Origin of the sequence: Bacillus sp. DX3.1 (genome assembly GCF_030292155.1) — a bacterium.
In the GTDB taxonomy this organism is placed as follows: Bacteria; Bacillota; Bacilli; order Bacillales; family Bacillaceae_G; genus Bacillus_A.
This window is the reverse complement of the sequence record NZ_CP128153.1, coordinates 1,999,308-2,016,343: the sequence shown is the minus strand read 5'-3', so window position 1 is coordinate 2,016,343 and position 17,036 is coordinate 1,999,308. Positions and strand designations below refer to the sequence as shown.

General features: G+C 35.7%; 17 protein-coding genes. 6 read left to right on the top strand and 11 right to left on the bottom strand.

Going from position 1 to position 17,036, the window contains the following annotated elements:
- Window positions 1–229 precede the first annotated feature (229 nt).
- Window positions 230–790: a GNAT family N-acetyltransferase gene (locus tag QRE67_RS09705; RefSeq protein ID WP_286124663.1), complete on the bottom strand. Its 561-nt coding sequence runs from the start codon at window positions 788–790 to the stop codon at window positions 230–232.
- Window positions 791–901: 111 nt separating this feature from the next.
- The gene (locus QRE67_RS09700; protein WP_286125238.1) at window positions 902–2,380 is read right to left on the bottom strand and encodes a flavin monoamine oxidase family protein; all 1,479 of its coding nucleotides are present in this window, start codon (window positions 2,378–2,380) and stop codon (window positions 902–904) included.
- A 380-nt stretch (window positions 2,381–2,760) separates the two neighbouring features.
- On the opposite strand from QRE67_RS09700, the gene QRE67_RS09695 reads away from it, so the two are divergent.
- Window positions 2,761–2,952, top strand: a complete 192-nt coding sequence (locus QRE67_RS09695) for a DUF3896 family protein (protein ID WP_286124662.1) — start codon at window positions 2,761–2,763, stop codon at window positions 2,950–2,952.
- 104 nt (window positions 2,953–3,056) lie between these two features.
- A complete protein-coding gene (locus QRE67_RS09690; RefSeq protein ID WP_286124661.1) occupies window positions 3,057–4,061 on the top strand; it encodes an LLM class flavin-dependent oxidoreductase in 1,005 nt (334 codons plus the stop codon).
- 139 nt (window positions 4,062–4,200) lie between these two features.
- Here QRE67_RS09690 and QRE67_RS09685 read toward each other — a convergent pair whose 3' ends face one another.
- Both QRE67_RS09685 and QRE67_RS09680 read right to left on the bottom strand, forming a co-directional pair.
- Window positions 4,201–4,656: a DUF3939 domain-containing protein gene (locus tag QRE67_RS09685; protein ID WP_286124660.1), complete on the bottom strand. Its 456-nt coding sequence runs from the start codon at window positions 4,654–4,656 to the stop codon at window positions 4,201–4,203.
- A 97-nt stretch (window positions 4,657–4,753) separates the two neighbouring features.
- On the bottom strand, window positions 4,754–5,197 hold the full coding sequence (locus tag QRE67_RS09680; protein WP_286124659.1) for a Dps family protein: 444 nt from the start codon (window positions 5,195–5,197) through the stop codon (window positions 4,754–4,756).
- 423 nt (window positions 5,198–5,620) lie between these two features.
- Between QRE67_RS09680 and QRE67_RS09675 the strand changes: the two genes are divergently transcribed.
- Window positions 5,621–6,661 (top strand): YkvI family membrane protein, encoded by a 1,041-nt coding sequence (locus QRE67_RS09675; protein WP_286124658.1) that lies wholly within the window; start codon window positions 5,621–5,623, stop codon window positions 6,659–6,661.
- Window positions 6,662–6,689: 28 nt separating this feature from the next.
- Here QRE67_RS09675 and QRE67_RS09670 read toward each other — a convergent pair whose 3' ends face one another.
- The 3 genes from QRE67_RS09670 to rsgA all read right to left on the bottom strand — a co-directional run bounded on the left by QRE67_RS09670 (window position 6,690) and on the right by rsgA (window position 8,818).
- Window positions 6,690–7,058 (bottom strand): DUF3979 family protein, encoded by a 369-nt coding sequence (locus QRE67_RS09670; RefSeq protein WP_286124657.1) that lies wholly within the window; start codon window positions 7,056–7,058, stop codon window positions 6,690–6,692.
- Between the two features lie 193 nt (window positions 7,059–7,251).
- Window positions 7,252–7,566, bottom strand: a complete 315-nt coding sequence (locus QRE67_RS09665; RefSeq protein ID WP_286124656.1) for a hypothetical protein — start codon at window positions 7,564–7,566, stop codon at window positions 7,252–7,254.
- A 202-nt stretch (window positions 7,567–7,768) separates the two neighbouring features.
- Window positions 7,769–8,818, bottom strand: coding sequence for a ribosome small subunit-dependent GTPase A (rsgA, locus tag QRE67_RS09660; protein ID WP_286124655.1), 1,050 nt, complete (start codon window positions 8,816–8,818; stop codon window positions 7,769–7,771).
- 487 nt (window positions 8,819–9,305) lie between these two features.
- Here rsgA and QRE67_RS09655 point away from each other — a divergent pair, with 487 nt between their 5' ends.
- The 3 genes from QRE67_RS09655 to QRE67_RS09645 all read left to right on the top strand — a co-directional run bounded on the left by QRE67_RS09655 (window position 9,306) and on the right by QRE67_RS09645 (window position 12,041).
- Window positions 9,306–9,653 (top strand): DUF4257 domain-containing protein, encoded by a 348-nt coding sequence (locus tag QRE67_RS09655; RefSeq protein ID WP_286124654.1) that lies wholly within the window; start codon window positions 9,306–9,308, stop codon window positions 9,651–9,653.
- A gap of 84 nt (window positions 9,654–9,737) precedes the next feature.
- Window positions 9,738–9,962: a hypothetical protein gene (locus QRE67_RS09650; RefSeq protein ID WP_286124653.1), complete on the top strand. Its 225-nt coding sequence runs from the start codon at window positions 9,738–9,740 to the stop codon at window positions 9,960–9,962.
- A 411-nt stretch (window positions 9,963–10,373) separates the two neighbouring features.
- Window positions 10,374–12,041, top strand: coding sequence for a PucR family transcriptional regulator (locus QRE67_RS09645; protein ID WP_286124652.1), 1,668 nt, complete (start codon window positions 10,374–10,376; stop codon window positions 12,039–12,041).
- 129 nt (window positions 12,042–12,170) lie between these two features.
- On the opposite strand, the gene arcC is transcribed toward QRE67_RS09645, so the two are convergent.
- The 4 genes from arcC to fdrA are packed head-to-tail and all read right to left on the bottom strand — an operon-like array spanning window position 12,171 to window position 17,034.
- Window positions 12,171–13,112 (bottom strand): carbamate kinase, encoded by a 942-nt coding sequence (gene arcC / locus QRE67_RS09640; protein ID WP_286125237.1) that lies wholly within the window; start codon window positions 13,110–13,112, stop codon window positions 12,171–12,173.
- 21 nt (window positions 13,113–13,133) lie between these two features.
- The gene (locus QRE67_RS09635; RefSeq protein ID WP_286124651.1) at window positions 13,134–13,961 is read right to left on the bottom strand and encodes an oxamate carbamoyltransferase subunit AllH family protein; all 828 of its coding nucleotides are present in this window, start codon (window positions 13,959–13,961) and stop codon (window positions 13,134–13,136) included.
- A gap of 22 nt (window positions 13,962–13,983) precedes the next feature.
- Complete coding sequence (locus QRE67_RS09630) at window positions 13,984–15,246, bottom strand: YlbE family protein (protein WP_286124650.1); 1,263 nt, start codon at window positions 15,244–15,246, stop codon at window positions 13,984–13,986.
- Between the two features lie 21 nt (window positions 15,247–15,267).
- Window positions 15,268–17,034 carry an acyl-CoA synthetase FdrA gene (fdrA, locus tag QRE67_RS09625; RefSeq protein ID WP_286124649.1) on the bottom strand — a complete coding sequence of 589 codons (1,767 nt, stop codon included), beginning with the start codon at window positions 17,032–17,034 and terminating at the stop codon, window positions 15,268–15,270.
- Between the last annotated feature and the right edge of the window lie 2 nt (window positions 17,035–17,036).

The window sequence follows — 17,036 nt, the reverse complement described above, 5'->3', positions numbered from 1 at the left end:
GCTGGATAAAGATTATAAAACAGTTACTATATAAATCCATTTTGATTTTTCGACATATAGCCGCGGCTATGGATAACAAAAGGTGACCTGCACTCGTTCTCTCTCTTTGTTTTCACTTAGCTTGGGGCAGGAAAAGGATCTGACCGCCTCTATGCATGGCCGGATGCTCTGTCCCACCTAAAAAGAAGGGTTTTATGTCGGTTTTTTAATTTGTATTTATATATAAGCTCTACCTTCTCTTAGCAAACACACACGTATCTCTTAATTCACTACCATCTACGGCTACACTATCACTTTCTAAAATACCTTCTAACTTAAATCCTAACCTTTCAGGTATAGCACGACTTTTTACGTTTCTAGCATCACAGCGAATTTCCAATCGATTTGCTTTTAATTCGGTAAAGGCAAAGTCTATTATCCCTTCAACAGCTTCTGTCATATACCCTTTTCCGCTGAAACGAGAGTCAATCCAATAACCGATTTCAAATCGCGGGACATCCCAGTTAATACGGTGTAAACCAGTAGATGCAACAAACTCTCCTGTTTCTCTTAAAAACACAAGCAGTCTTAAATCCTCACGTTGCAAAAATTGAATGTGAGACCTTCTTATACTCGCTTCTATTTCTTGCTTCGTTTGTTCTTTTTGTGCAAACGCCATCCATGGTTTCAATTCTTTTATAGACTCATTTATTGCTTCATATACTGCTTTTCCATCCCCTGGTTTTGGCATCCGTATGAGGAGCCTTTTTGTGTAAAATTCAGAAGGGAAATCTAATAACAATGGATCCATACAAAACACCCCTAACTTTTCCTTTATATATAATGATATATAAAGAGAAACACCTAGTAAATGTTTTTCTGAATTTTCACTGAAATTTATCTAAAAATAAAAAATTAGTATTTACTCAGTTACTCGTAATTGATTCACTTCTGCCGCAGCACGTATTCCTGATTCAATCGCTCCTTGTATCCAGCCATGAGTGAGTGTTGTATGGTCTCCCGCAAAAAATATTTTCCCTTCTGGTTTCGCAACATAAGGTTGTAGTTCTGTTTCTTGACTAGGTTGAAAAATAGCAAAGCCCCCTAATGCATATGGATCTAATGCCCAATTTTTTGCTATACCTGATATAAATTCATCATATACTTGACCACCTAATATTGTAGCTAAGTTTTGTAATGTATAATAGATGCGATCATGTTTTGATAAACCGTCCCACAATAATGCATCGTATGACCATGTATAGCTCCCAAGCATCATAGCAGGACCTTTAGAACCGATACCATAACTTGGATAATACGCATACCGAATTGGCAAATCTGTAATAATCCTCCCTCCCTTTTGCCCCTGTTCTTCCCAAAAGCGACTTTTAAATTGAATGCCAATTTTCGTAGCCGCCATATAATGTAATTCTCGTATTGCTCTCCACTTTCCATGTGAAACAGAATCAAATGGATCAATCTCGACAAAGCGCATTGTAGAAAACGGAATCGTAGTAATCACAAGATCCCCTGTTATGCTACTATACTCATACGTTTCTTCATGCCGAAGATAGGCTGTCACTCCATTTTCATGCTGATGAAGCTTCATCAACTTTTGATTGTATACAATATCGTCTTGTAGCTGCGGTAAAAACGCTTTTGGCAAAGCATCATTTCCCCCGACAATTTCACAAAATCCAGTCTCTTGCTGCAAGATATAAAGAAAACGTAAAACTTCCACAACTGACCTTTCTTGAAACCCTTCTAAATCAAGTAATACGCCAATCATTTCAATTGCTGCTGGTGAAAAGTATGTCTTATACTGATACGGATGATGTTTTAAAAACGCCGCCATTGAATACATTCCAAACTCCTTTTCAACAATGGTCCAGTTCTTATCAGGGTCTCTTTTAATAAAATCAATAATCGGCTGAACAGCTAATAACAATAGCTCCTCTGACGTTTTTCCTTCTTCATTCATCGTAACTGGGTATCGCAATATGCTTGGATCTTTTTCATATTGCTGTAAGGTTGTTTTTCTACCATTCGCATAAATAATATCTGTCTCATTTCGATTGATAAATGGATTAACTTGTAAGCCAAACTTTTTTATATACGCCATCGTAAGCGTATGTATATACGGAATACGCATTGCTCCGACATCTAAATACAACCCGGTATCTTGCATTCTAACAGTCTCTATTCTGCCTCCTACTCGGCAATTTGCTTCTAAAATTTTCACATGATGCCCAGCGTTTTTTAATAACGAGGCCGATACTAAGCCGGCCATTCCAGCACCAATAATGAGAATATGCTTTGGATGTGTCGTTTTTGGTAAACCCTTATCGATTATTCGTAGCATTTCATCTATTGTGAAACGGGACTGCATAGGCTCTTGCATCATCCCACCCCTTACTTCATAAATACAAAACAGTAATTCACTGCATTGTATTCAAAAGTATAGTAGAACATAACACAACTTATTTCTGAATATTCACTAAAAATTCATTAAAATATGCTCTCACCCCTTCTCTCTTGCCATATAATAAAGATATATATAAATCCATTTTGATTTTTCGACATATAGCCGCGGCTATGAATAACAAAAGGTGACCTACACTCGTTTTCTCTCTTTGTTTTCACTTCGCATGGGGCAGGAAAAGGATCTGACCGCTTCTATGCATGGCCGGATGCTCTCTCCCACCTAAAAAGAAGGGTTTTATGTCGGGTTTTTAATTTGTATTTATATAGATAGGCACTGTAAGGAAAGGGATGGTAAAAATGAAACGTACTTACGACTATCGTGAAACAAAAAAACAATTAGAACTGAAAAAACAACTGTTATGTAGACAACTTACAAGCGTGAATTTAACAGAAGAAGATCGTAATCAAATTAAAATGGCAATCGATAACTACGAATATATTCTAAACTTAGTGGAAATGAATCATTACGAACGTGGTATTTCTCACTAAAAGCGGATGTGAAAGCATTCGCTTTTTATTTTGAGCATTTACTTACGCATTTTTCGTAAGTAAATATATAATAGAATGTAAATTAAGATAGAGAGGTATATGCCATGATTAAATTAAGCGTATTAGATCAATCCCCTATTTCAGAGGGGAGTACACCGACTGAGGCTTTTTCAAACACTGTACAACTCGCTCAAGAGGTTGAAAAACTTGGTTTTACTCGGTTTTGGGTATCCGAACATCACAACTCTGTAAGTTTAGCTGGATCAAGTCCGGAAATACTTATTTCTCATATCGCAGCAAAAACAAATCGTATTCGCGTCGGTTCTGGTGGCGTTATGCTTCCTCACTACAGCTCTTATAAAGTGGCTGAAAACTTCCGTGTACTAGAAGCGCTTTATCCAAACCGAATCGATCTTGGGGTTGGACGAGCACCAGGCGGCATGCCAATTGCAACGCGTGCACTACAAGAAGGAAAAATGATTTCACTCGACCATTATCCAGAACAAATTCAAGATGTAGCAATGTACTTACATGATAAAGTGCCAGGCAATCATCAATTTGCTAACCTTCAAGCTGCTCCTGTTATCCCAACTGCTCCTGAACTATGGATGCTTGGATCAAGCGGAGAAAGCGCAATGGTTGCTGCAAAGCAAGGAACTTCTTTTGCATTTGCTCAGTTTATTAACGGATATGGCGGACCTGAAGTAATGAAAGCATACCAAGAACAATTTCAGCCATCTTTCTTAGGTGATAAACCACAATCAATTGTTTCTATTTTTGTCGTTTGCGGCGAAACAACTGAAGAGGCTGAAAAAATTGCTTCCAGTCTGGACTTATCGATTCTTTTACTAGAACAAGGAATGCGTACAACTGGTACTCCTTCTATTGAAACAGCTCAAAACTATTCCTATAGTGCCTATGATTTGTTCCGCATAAAAGAAAATCGCCAGCGTATGATTGTTGGAGATCAAGCAAAAGTAAAAGAGCAAATTCTAGAGTTGAGTAAAGCTTACAATACGGAAGAATTTATGATTGTAACGATTACCCATGATTTTAAGGATAAATTGAAATCTTATTGTTTATTAGCAGAAGCTTTTGATTTACAATAAGGTGAAACTTTTATCAGTGGGGCTTTTCTTCATCCTCCACTGATCATTAGCCCTCACCAATCGCGCTTTTACGGGGAGTTAATGCGGGGTAACTTCCCTTGCAAACAAAAAACAACAATATTTCATTGTTGTTTTTTTGTTATACAATATTCTTTTTACTTTTATCTGGTTGACTCGATACTAAATAATGCTTCTCTGAAATATATAGCTTTCTCTTTAACACACGCTCTAAATAGGGTGCTAATTTCATTCCACATATTAAACGATCAGCGTCGTCTTCTACAATTGGAAATCTTTCTTTTTCAGTTACATATTGATCGACCGCACGCTGCACCACATCAATTTCTTTTACTAATTCAATATTTTCTAATGTATGTTCAAATACCTCAAGCGTTTCCTTCGTTATAATGAACGTATTTGTAGGAAATGCTGGTAAATATGGTTTTAACAAGTCATAATTCACTGTATAATCTTCATTTACTAACACCGTATATACAATGCTAGCATTCTTTTCAAGAAACTTCGCCATCGCTTGCTCTAATTCATCTTTTGTAATCGTCCTCTCCTCTTTTCCAGTTCTGAAAAAGCGAAACATTCCATCGCCTCCTTTTTACTACATTATACCATAAAAGGAAAACTTAAAACTTACAAAAAAGCCCTATTGAAAATTCTTTCAATAGGGCCCTGCAGTGTTATTTTAAGAACGCACTTAGCATCCAAACATGTTGTTCTAATGTCGTATGAATAGCTAATAACATATCTGCTGACGTTTCATCTCCAGCCTCAGCTGCTATTTCCATACCTTCTTTTAGCTCTTGAATAAGTGCAGAGTAATCATTTACGAGCGTTTGTACCATTTCTTCTGCTGATTCTTTACTTGTACCTTCATGTACAGTAGATGTTTCTAAATACTCTTTCATTGTTGCTAACGGTTTTCCTTCTAATGCTAAAATACGCTCTGCTAATTCATCAATATATGTTGCGGCTTCTGTATAAAACTCTTCGAATTTTTCATGTAATGTAAAGAAGTGTGGCCCTGTAACATACCAGTGATAGTTATGTATTTTTACATATAATACATTCCAGTTTGCTACCTGTTTGTTTAATACTTCAACAACATTTGTTTTTGTACTCATTCTATCCACTCCTCTTATTATTTTAGAATTATTATCTTTTAATAATACACATTTATTGTACCATACTTTTCCTGCTCACCGAAACCATTCGCATATATGTCACAAAGTTTTAACAGTAATCCAATAAAGTGAAACTTTAATCGGAGTTTTCTTCATCTTCCACTAATCATTAGCCCCCACCTAACTTCTTTGCTTCCTGCCTCACTTTGAGGTAGGAGTATTACTGCCCGCAAATAGCGGGATACAACGCTTTTCTTTCAAACAGCTCGACAAAATATTAGAGATTAATCATTCAACCACGCTAATATTCCCACAACCTTAAGAAAAACATGTAATCTTTCTTTCACTTCTCATGTCTAATTGTCCAAGCTTGCTCATATGCATGTAGTAAGTCAAGCCCATCATAGTAGAAAGAGGGATCGCATGGATAATCAGCAATGGCAAGTAGCCAAAAAGGTTGCTGCTACTTATATCGGGACTGTCGTCGGAGCTGGATTTGCAACGGGACGAGAAATTGTCGAGTTCTTTACGATAAACGGTATCTACGGAACAATAGGCATATGTGTGAGCGGATTTTTTTTTATTTGGTTAGGTACGAAAATGATGCTACTTTCTTCACAAATCGGGGCGTTTTCTGCACAGGAATTTAATAGATATTTATTTGGTGATGTATTTGGAAATGTTGTAAATACTTTATTGCTACTTGTTCTGTTTGGTGTGACAAGCGTGATGCTTTCAGGTGCTGGAGCTGTATTTGAAGAACAGCTTCGTCTTCCAAGACAGCTTGGTATTTTTATAACGATACTCGCTTGTATCGTCATAGGGAGCCGCGGACTACAAGGCGTATTTGAAGTGAATACACTCGTAGTTCCCATCATGATGATTTTCATTATCGGACTTTCCATTACAACGTTTATTCATGGTACGACACCACTACTTAACGTTGTTCCTGCTGAAAGTTGGAATATGAAATGGATTACAAGTCCGATTACATATGTCGCCTTAAATCTATCTCTCGCCCAAAGTGTTCTTGTACCGTTAGCAAGTGAAGTGAAAGATCGAAAGGCCATTTGGTGGGGCGGTATTTTAGGAGGAGCTGGACTATGTTTCATTCTATTATGCAGCCATTTAGCCATTTTATCTGTGGAGCAATTTTACCAATATAACATTCCAATGGCAGAAGTAGTACGCCGTTTTAATGCTACTTTTCATTTCTTTTTTGTTTTAATTATTTTTGGAGAAGTGTTTACAACACTAGTCGGCAATATATTTGGTATGACAAAACAAATGCAATCTATCACAGGTTGGAAAAATAACACCATTATTTATTTTATTTTACTCATCAGTTATTGCTTTAGCTATATCGGCTACAGTGAACTTCTTCACATTTTGTACCCTATCATCGGATGGGTCAGTATCATACTGCTTCCAATTATCGCTTTCAAACAATTACAAAAGACGTAAAAAGCATCCGCTATACACGGATGCTTTTTCATTCACAGTCTTCACATACTTCCCAATACAGCCCCATTTCTATTGCAAGAAATGGTTGTAATTGTAAGCGAATCATTCGACTTGGCATACGTTCTAAAACAAATCGAATGCCCTCTTCATCATCTTCTAACTCAGCTTTTAAAATCGCTATACGCTGTATTGTTGTAATTGGGTGACCGTCTTTATATAAAGTAAGACGCAGCTCATCATATTCATTAAAAAGTAATTCCACATTCATATGTGCTGTGGATACAGAATCAACAAGTGAATACTTGCTATCCTTTTCTTGGATTACATATTTCCAGCCATTTTTTCCATCTTCAATTGGAGCAACTTGAAATAATGACATCAAAGCCTCGTGTAGCATAAAATAACCCCTCTCTTACTAAAAAACAATGAGTATTTTATATACCCTTTTTCTCTATCACTTACACACTTATTGTACCATACATCCCTTCTCTTACCGTATTCATCTGCCTATTATATACATAGCTAAACTTCTACTTATGAATAAATTTCAAAGAAAAAAACAGGAATGATTTTTATCATTCCTGTTTTCTTTAAAGTATTTTACCCGCCGCAGCTAGAGCTAATACGACGATAAAACTTGTAAATAATAATGATACGATAAAACTAAATATCGGTAATGTCTTTTTTTCATTTTTTTTAAGCAGTAGCCTTACGCTAAGGATAAGGTTTAATGGTACAAATATGAAATAGAAATATTTAATCATGTGTACCACACTGGTTGAACTATTTAAAAGTGTCTTAAGTACAAACACTTCAATCAAAAAGATAAGAAAAAATGAAATACTTAACCAAAATGAAGCATAACTAAGCCAGGAATGCCTCTTCTCTCCCCAATAAACTCCCATACCTGTCTCCTTTTTACATAGTTTTCTTATAAAGAATTATACACTCATATGACAAATCCCTCTATTTTCCGACTTCATTTTAATAATAAGTGGATATAGTTGTCTAACTTTTTTCACGATTCACTTTAAATTTCTTAATTAACATGCGATACCACGGCTAAAAACCAAAGGCTTCCTACAGAAGCCTTTGGTTTTTAGTTTACTATTTTTTCCTATGCTGCTTCGTCATCTTTTTCCATTTGTCTCGCTCAGCACGAGCAAGAACCGGATCTTGTTTTCTCATAGCATAAGAAATTTCTCTTTGGAGTTTTTTATAATTCAACAAACGATTTGCTGCTAAAACACCGTTATCAATGGCAGAGCGAACTGCACAACCCGGTTCATTTTCGTGTTCACAATCACGAAAACGACACTCTTTCGCTACCTCTTCAATATCAGAGAACGTTGCATGAATTGCACCGCTTCCTTCCCAAAGTTGTAGTTCTCGCATTCCAGGTGTATCAACAACTAATCCACCATTTGGCAATTGAAACAACTCACGATGGGTCGTTGTATGCCTCCCCTTACTATCTCCTTCGCGAATACCACCTGTCTTTGCAACTTCACTCCCTATTAAAGCATTTAGCAATGTTGATTTTCCTGCACCAGATGAGCCAACAAGAGCAATCGTTTTTCCGGAAGCTACAAATTGCTGTAATGAATGAATGCCTTCTTGCTGCACGCTATCAACGGCAAAGATGGGAACACCTATTGCAACCGCTTCTGTTTCCAGTATCTTTTGTTCTACATCTTCACATAGGTCACTCTTTGTTAACACAACAACAGGCGCGGCACCGCTTTCATATGCTAATAATAAATAACGCTCAATTCGTCTCACATTAAAGTCAGCATTTAATGCATTCACTAAGAAAAGATAATCCACATTTGCTGCGATGATCTGTTCTGCTGTTTTCTCACCAGCTGCTTGTCTAGAAAAGGAGCTTCTTCTCGGAAAGACACTGTGAATAATCGCCTTATTTTCATCTTGTATTTTCTTTATATGCACCCAGTCACCAACTGCTGGATAATCACCTTTTACTAGTGTCTCATGACGAAACTTTCCTGATAATTCCGCGACACATTCCCCATCCTCACACATCACACGGTACATGTGTTTATGTTCTAGTAAAATACGTCCTACTTCATATTGTTTTAAGGATTGATCTTCAAAAAAAGAATCCCATCCAAACGATTCTAAACGATTTTGATTCAACTTTGTATCCTCCCTATTATAAGCCCAGTGGAAGGACTTAGCGATTCTTTACAAAGTACCGCTCTTTCCATCCACCTTTGTATTCGCTGTTACATTCATATAAATAATCGCCATTATACATCACTCCGTTCTTTTTATAATTATTCTCATTATATGTAATTTCATTTTGAAAAGCTACTTCATTTCACGAAATTTTCAGATATGTATTTTTTATTGTTCTTATTTGCCCACGATGGCTGATTTCATCTTCTAATACATGAAAACATAAGTAGTGTTGATTATACGATACACCGTTATCCCATTTTCTAGTTTTATCATAATAAAAACATTGACAATAGAATAGACTGAAATAAACTTTAACTTTCTATTAAAATAAAGATAAGCAGACATACAGTCAAACCAAATTTTCTCAATATGTGTATATAAAATTAAAAGAGGAGTGAAGACGCGACAAACCGAATTGTATTCACTAAAAGGAGTGGATTTGATGGAGATGTATCAGTGGCTAACAGCTGTTCTCGTTGGTGGCGTTACCGGTTTTGTTGCCCATCTTATTAATCATCAAGGCAAATTGTTGCTTCCACGCCGTCTAAAAACATTTTTTCATCTTGGTTTTTTCACTGATATTTTGATTGGTAGCCTTACTGCACTTCTTGGACTTGTTTTATTTGATGCGACAACAGTGAAGGAGATTGTGAAAGTTTCCATCGTTACTGCTATTTCTGGACAAACCTTTTTACTTCATCAAGCACTTGGCGGTGAACAAGCTAAAAATACACAGATTGGTAAAGCAGATGAAAAAATACAAGAAATTGACAAACTATTACGACGTTAATATGTACTTCCGCTAAAAATTATTGTTATAATGAGAAATAAATATTCTGAAATGCGTCGTCTGTCAGAAGAAAGGGTGTTTCGTATGACAAAAAAGAAAGTAGAAGATTTCTTAACAGACTCTGAAAAAGAGGAACTGATAGAAAACTATCGATGTTTACGAGAAGCCCGCACAAAGCAAGAAGCGAACTATTTTGGCGAAACAGTGAATCATCTATTAGATAAAGCAAAGAAACGAATTATTGCTGAAGCTGGAATACAAGATGAAAATGCTGCAACCGTTCAATCAAAACGAAAAGCACTGTTTTAGCAAAACAGTGCTTTTATTGTATCCATCTTATATTTGTTGACATAATATTTTTATAGTGCACTTTATCCCACATTAACGAGCAGTAATACCCCCACCTCAAAATTCGGCAGGAAGTCAAAAAGTTAGTTGGGGAATAAACTGCCCGTAAAAGCCCGAATGGTGAGGGCTAATGATTAGCCGGTGATGCCCCCCCACTAATCAAAGTTTCACTTTATAAAACAGCTTTGCTCATTGGTTTTTTGTGAGCAATTTTTCAACTTTATCATTTAAATGAATAAAGAGGATTAAAAGTTATGTAAAGAAAGCAAATGATTGCCACACTTATGTTCATAATAAACAATCAATAAATTGACTTTATAAATTTAAGCAAAGTACAATATACTTACATGTAAATATAAAGGAGAACCATAAATGATAACGATTGCAGATTTATTAAACATTCCTCGTTTCTCTAATATTAGTTTATTAAATGATAAAGCTGATTTAAGTAGGGTTGCAGATACAATAGAGATAACGGAAACACCTGACGTTGCTGCTTATGTCCCTAAAAATACATTTCTACTAACTACTGCAATGGCTTTTAAAGATAATCCTGATTTACTTTGCCAAATGATTGAAGAATTAAATGAACTACCTGCTGCTGGGTTAGGAATAAAATTAGGTCGTTTCATTGACGAATTAGATGAAAAAGTCATTGAAACAGCTAACCGCCTTCATTTCCCTATTTTAAGAATTCCAATGACGACAACTCTTGGAACTATTTCGCATCAATTACTTTCCTATATTTGGGATCATCAAACAGAAAAAATGCACTATGCTTTAGATATTCAGCAAAAATTTTCTAAAATGTTAATTCATGGTGCCACTTTACAATCTTTAACGAGACATTTAAGTACAGTGCTTAAAAGACCCGTTCTCCTGTTAAACCCATTTATGGAAACTATTGCAACATCGCGACATTTAATAAAAGACCCTATATTTGAAGAAAAAACCGTCTCTTTAATTAAAGATAAACTAAAAAAAGAACCAGATCTTAATACAGAAATTTCTTTTGTACTAGAACATGCTGAAGAAGGTAATCTTCTAGTTTCAGTATTTCCCATAAAAATTACTGCCTACTATCCATATTTACTTATTGTTCTAAAAGCTGATCAAATTCCATACCCATTTTCTCAACTAGCAATAGAACAAGCTAATATTGTTCTTTCCTTTACAATTTATAAAAATTTAAAGCTAGAAGAAAGTACTCGTCTATTACGTGAAGATTTTTTCCATACATTAACTCAAAGAAATTCACAAGATGCAGAATATATTTCAAATTGGTTAGATTACGGCAAACCATTTGGGCTAATTGCTTCAAAATTCTATAGAGTTTTAGTAGCCGGTATGGATCAAACAACAAACACAAAAGATCTAGTAAAATTTGAAGAAGACATTTATGCTCTTGCTTACGAATGGCTAAAAAAAAAACTGGATGAAAAATTTATTGATGCATTACTTTTCCCCATTCATAATGATGATAAATTTGCTATATTGCTTCAAAATCAAGAAAAAAACTTAAAGGATACATTAGCTACTATTTCATCCGAGTTCAGTACAATTTTTCCTGTTTCATTATCCTTTGCTGGTGGAAATGAGGTTTTTAAAACAGAGGCCATTCATTATTCATTCGTTGAAGCAATGGAAACATTTACGCAAAGTCAAAAAAACCTTTATGAATCTTTTATACATTTCTATGAATCAAAAGGAATTATGGAGCTTATTCAATTTATACCAACCGAACATGGTCAATATTTTTGCTTACATACGTTAAAATCTTTAGCTTGCCCAACAAATGAAACCGGGCAAGAGTTGCGCCGTACTTTACAAGTTTATTTAGATTGTCAATGTGAAATTACAGAAACTGCCAAACGATTATATATTCATAAAAACACAGTAAAATATCGTATCGCAAAATGTAATCAACTATTTGATTATGACATTTCACACCCTGATTTTTCACTACGCTTACGCTTAGCTTTATTGTTATCAGAGAATGGGTGTTCAACAAAAATAGAACGCAATTCAGCAATAAAGTGAAACTTTAATCAACAGGGATTTCTTCATCCCTCACCTATCTTCTTTGCTTCATATCGAACTTTGAGATGGGGGTATTACTGCCCGTTAAAGCGGGGTAAAAAAGAGCCAGATTCTCTGGCTCTCCAGTCATTATATGCTTACTTCACTTTTCTTAGACAAAATCCTTGTTCCAGCTTTCCCTTCAAGTGCTACAGCCGCTTCCTCTAACGAACAAATAATCGCTTCTTTCCCTGCCCTAGCAAAAGAAATTGCCGCTTCCATTTTTGGTCCCATACTACCATCTGCAAAATGACCTTCAGCCATATATTTTTCTGCTTCATCTAGTGAAACTGCTTCTAATTTCATTTGATTTGGCTTTCCAAAATGTAAATAAACATTGCTTACATCTGTTAGAATCATAAATACATCTGCATCTATTTGTTCTGATAGGCGCAAAGCTGAACGATCTTTATCAATAACTGCTTCCACACCTTTTAGATGACCATTTTTATCCATAACCACCGGTATTCCGCCACCACCAGTAGATACAACAATAGTGTCTGTATCTACTAAATTTTTAATAGCTTCTACTCCATGAATTTTAAGTGGTTGTGGTGATGGAACGACGCGGCGATAACCTCTACCCGCATCTTCAACCATTTGCCATCCCTTTGCTTTGCTTATTTTTTCTGCTTCCTCTTTTGTAAAGAAAACACCAATTGGTTTTGTTGGATTTTGGAATGCACTATCTTCAGCATTTACTTCTGTTTGCGTTAACAATGTCACTACATGTGTATCTAAATTTCTTTCTTTTAAAGCATTTTTAAGTGATTGTTCCATCATATAGCCAATAAATCCTTGTGATTCCGCACTACAAACGTCCACTGGTAAAGCAGGAACAACCCCTTTTGCTTCTTCATTTTGTCTTAAAATATTACCTACTTGTGGACCATTTCCATGAGTTACAATAACTTTATGCCCAGCTTGAACCATTTCAGTAATAAGTACACAGCTTGCTTCAACATTGCTTAACTGATTTTCAAAAGTTGCTTCTTGATTTGGACGCAAAATTGCATTTCCACCAAGAGCAATTACGACTTTTTTCCCATTTCATCATTCCTCCTTGTATTCTACTAAAGCTAAACATATGCCTGTTGCAGTATCTAAGCCTGATGTATGTCCATTTTGCAGTAATTCCTCTAATAAATCATTGGCTGATTCATTTTGACTACCACTCAAAAAACGCATGATTTTTATTAAAATTGTACTGAATTGTCCTTTCAAAGCATATGTTAAATATTCCTCACTAACCGTTGTAGTTAATCCTTTTTCTAATAGTAATGTATTTAATATTTGTTTAAATGCTGATTGTAAAAAAGGAAATGCTTGATCAACACTTAAAATACCAAGAATAATATCATCCCCTGAAGGTGTTAATCCTTTTCCTCTTCCTAGAAAATAACGTAAGATTTGTTCAACATCTTGTATATTTTCTGTTTTAAAAATTTTCCGAAACTTCACTTCTTCATTTATAAATTGCCCGATAGTTTTATCAAATCCATTTATGGTTTGACACTTCGAAATAGCATCAAACCATAATTGGATTCTATCTATATCTATTTTTCTTTGTTTCTCTAGCTTGTTATTAAATAGATTATTTTTTACTTCTATTCTTATATTTTTTTCTTTATTTTCAAAAGTACTTCTATTACTAAAAAAGATATCGTTTTGTTTTATTTGTTTTAGAAGGCTTTTGGCATGAAAATCTGACAAATTTATCGCAAAAGGTAGCTCGCCATTTTTATCTGTTCCAATAAAGACAAGATGTTTTCCATTAGATAAATTAAATCCATTTTGAAAAAGACTATGAACATACCATCGCTGGCTGCTTTTGCTCAATTGTTCGATATTTTGGCTAGCTTTTTCTGCGATAATTAGCATTTTGAGCTCTTCCTCTCTAGCTTTATACTTCTAAACCTAATTTTTGAGCATATGCTATGACAGCTTTTTCAAAACATGCAACTGGTGGGTGAACTGTTCCAGCTCCAATTTGTCCAATTCCTGCTTTTTTATGTGCAATACCTGTATTGATAACAGGTGTAATGCCAGTTTCTACTACTTTTCGAGCATCAATTCCTAAACAAATCCCTTGGAAATTCCACGTTGGAACAGTAAAGTTAGGGTTTTGGTCGATAACGATTTCTAACATTTCATTACTAGTATTTAGTGCATCTTGGAATCCACCTGTTCCAACAAAACGCGTAACAGCTGGAGCAGCTATCATTGCCATTCCTCCAACACCGAAAGTTTCTGTGATTGCACTATCACCAATATCAGGGTTAGCGTCATCTCCTGAATAACCTGTGAAATATAATCCTTGTGGCGTATTTACTGGAGCTGTAAACCATTCATCCCCCATACCACTTATACGAATTCCAAAATTTTCACCGTTACGACACATAGCAGTAACAATTGTGCCTTCTTGAATCATTCTTGCACCATCCATAACTGCCTTTGAAGCAGCCATCATGATATTTAAGAAGAATTGATCTGTATCTGCCAAGAAAGTAATTACTTCTTGGCGCTCTTTTTCATCTAAAACAAGGCCCGCAATAATAGGACTTATTTCTTTTAGAAACACTAAGGAACCTGCTATATTTCTTTGATGGAATTCATCTCCCATTGCAATTGCTTTTGCTATAATAACATTCAAATTCATACCATTTTCTAGCGTGCACAATGCTTTACCAAGTATCGGACCTAAAACATCACGCATCCAACGAAGACGGTTAACAACTTCTTCAGAGTAAGCTCCAAATCGAAGAACTGCTCCGATTCCTTCATTCATTATGCAATAAGCGCGGTTACCATCTGTTTTATTTTCAACAACAAAAACAGGCATATTAGCTGATGTAATTCCTCCCATTGGTCCAACAGCATCAACATGGTGACAAGGAATAAACTTGACTTCTCCTGATTCTAAAAGCGCTTTAGCAGATTCCTCGTCATTTGCCCATTCTTCAAAAAGAACTGCACCGATACAAGAGCCTTGCATTGGATTCGTCATATTTTCCCATTTAATCGGCGGACCAGCATGAAGTAACACTTTTCCTTCTAATTCTGGTATTACTGTTTTTGCAGGCACTACATCTAATAAAAATGGCGCAGCTGCAACTATTTTATCTGCCACCGCTTGATTTGCTTCATCAATTGTTCTATATGTCATAATTAATTAACCTCCTAAGTTTTAAACGCGTGCTACAGCTTGATAATTATTTAAAAATTGCAAAACTTTTTGAAGTTTGACATCTCCACCAGCAATTGGTCTCCAATCAAATTGCGTAGCCTTTCCACCTGTTTCTTTAATTGCTTGTGTAAAACTTTTTAGACCAACGTTAATAACGCGAGGCTGAACTTTTAGCATCTCTAAAATTGCCTCTGACGCTTCAATTTGAGGCGCTTCTGTATTTATTACTTGTGCGCGTACTTCTTTTACATTTTCTTTCACTTCAAAACCAACTAATTTAAGTGCGGTACGTATAGCTTGATTATTGCTTTCACAGACTATAACTCCTGCTTCTTCTAAAATATTTTTTTGGTTATCATAACCTTGTGGGTCAGAATCTGTTCCGCAAACTGTACCAATAAATACAACTTCACGTCCTTCTGCTTTCGTTTTCGTGCGTACATCACGAATAAAAGGTGCTAACTGACTTGCCATATCGATATGTGCTCCGTATCCTAAAACTACATCGAGCAAAATAATTGCTGTTTCTGGATCATTAGCCGCTTGACGGATAAACTCAATACGTTTTTCTGGATCAATCATAGGATGAGGTTTTCCTTGTGTATAAATATCATCGCCTAAGTCAATGACTTCATGGCCTTCTGTTTTTAAAATGTAACCATCTTGTTTAATAGGTCCCTCTTTTAATGCAAGAGCATCAGCAATTAACATTCCTGCTTCACTCGCTAATGTTCCACCAGAATAATATCCTTTAATATGTATTTGCTCTGGTTTTAATTTAACAGCAGGAGTAATAATTTCTGTCTCTGTTGCTGTAATTTCTTCACCTTTAGAAAGTGCTACAGCAATTCGTGCCGTTTCTTCTAAAGTATAGGCATGATATAAATTCTCTTCATGGTAGGTTGGTTTTTCACCAAGAAAAATTGTTACAACCGGTTTGTTCACTGTATGAAGAAGCGCTAAAACTTTATCACGAACTACTTTTGCAGGTGGTTTAGAGATTACCACAATCACGTCTGTGTTACTATCTTGATCAAGAGCAACAATAGCATCCATCATTGTAATACCACCGACTGTTTCAGATAAGTCTCGACCACCTGTTCCAATCGCATTTGTTACGCCACCGCCGAGTCGATCAATAATAGTTGATACTTCTTGAATTCCTGTACCAGAAGCACCAACAATTCCAATTTTACCTGGACGAACAACATTGGTGAATGCCATTGGGACACCACTAATAATCCCTGTTCCACAGTCTGGCCCCATAACAAGCAAACCTTTTTCATGTGCTTTTTGTTTTAATCTTAACTCATCTTCAATTGGTACATTATCGCTAAAAATAAATACGTGTAAACCTTCATCTAAAGCACGTTCAGCTTCTTGTGCCGCGTAAATTCCTGGAATAGAAAGTAAAGCAATATTCGCATCTGGATCTAATTTCATTGCTTTTCCCCATGTTCTTGCTGTTTCATTTGATTCAGCTTTTTCACTTGTAGCTTGACTTGTTAAAAATTCATCTATTTCTTTTAGTACATCGCCAATGATATTTTCATTATCAGTATCAAGAACAATTGCCATATCATTTGCTGATGCTTTTTCAAGTTCTGGTGTACGTAGCCCGCTACCTGCAAAGATGTCTTTATTAGCTGGTGTTCCCATCATAATAGATACTCGGTTAACACCATCCATTGTACTAATTTTATTTGTTAATAACATAAGCACCACTGAATCTTGGTACGCATTATCTTTAATAATCGTATGTAACATGT

What these genes read in the sequence shown, in the direction of transcription:
- QRE67_RS09705 (WP_286124663.1), bottom strand. Translation starts at nt 790, where the DNA reads ATGGATCCATTGTTATTAGATTTCCCTTCTGAATTTTACACAAAAAGG.
- QRE67_RS09700 (WP_286125238.1), bottom strand. Translation starts at nt 2,380, where the DNA reads ATGCAAGAGCCTATGCAGTCCCGTTTCACAATAGATGAAATGCTACGA.
- QRE67_RS09695 (WP_286124662.1), top strand. Translation starts at nt 2,761, where the DNA reads ATGAAACGTACTTACGACTATCGTGAAACAAAAAAACAATTAGAACTG.
- QRE67_RS09690 (WP_286124661.1), top strand. Translation starts at nt 3,057, where the DNA reads ATGATTAAATTAAGCGTATTAGATCAATCCCCTATTTCAGAGGGGAGT.
- QRE67_RS09685 (WP_286124660.1), bottom strand. Translation starts at nt 4,656, where the DNA reads ATGTTTCGCTTTTTCAGAACTGGAAAAGAGGAGAGGACGATTACAAAA.
- QRE67_RS09680 (WP_286124659.1), bottom strand. Translation starts at nt 5,197, where the DNA reads ATGAGTACAAAAACAAATGTTGTTGAAGTATTAAACAAACAGGTAGCA.
- QRE67_RS09675 (WP_286124658.1), top strand. Translation starts at nt 5,621, where the DNA reads ATGGATAATCAGCAATGGCAAGTAGCCAAAAAGGTTGCTGCTACTTAT.
- QRE67_RS09670 (WP_286124657.1), bottom strand. Translation starts at nt 7,058, where the DNA reads ATGCTACACGAGGCTTTGATGTCATTATTTCAAGTTGCTCCAATTGAA.
- QRE67_RS09665 (WP_286124656.1), bottom strand. Translation starts at nt 7,566, where the DNA reads ATGGGAGTTTATTGGGGAGAGAAGAGGCATTCCTGGCTTAGTTATGCT.
- QRE67_RS09655 (WP_286124654.1), top strand. Translation starts at nt 9,306, where the DNA reads ATGGAGATGTATCAGTGGCTAACAGCTGTTCTCGTTGGTGGCGTTACC.
- QRE67_RS09650 (WP_286124653.1), top strand. Translation starts at nt 9,738, where the DNA reads ATGACAAAAAAGAAAGTAGAAGATTTCTTAACAGACTCTGAAAAAGAG.
- QRE67_RS09645 (WP_286124652.1), top strand. Translation starts at nt 10,374, where the DNA reads ATGATAACGATTGCAGATTTATTAAACATTCCTCGTTTCTCTAATATT.
- QRE67_RS09635 (WP_286124651.1), bottom strand. Translation starts at nt 13,961, where the DNA reads ATGCTAATTATCGCAGAAAAAGCTAGCCAAAATATCGAACAATTGAGC.
- QRE67_RS09630 (WP_286124650.1), bottom strand. Translation starts at nt 15,246, where the DNA reads ATGACATATAGAACAATTGATGAAGCAAATCAAGCGGTGGCAGATAAA.
- fdrA (WP_286124649.1), bottom strand. Translation starts at nt 17,034, where the DNA reads ATGTTACATACGATTATTAAAGATAATGCGTACCAAGATTCAGTGGTG.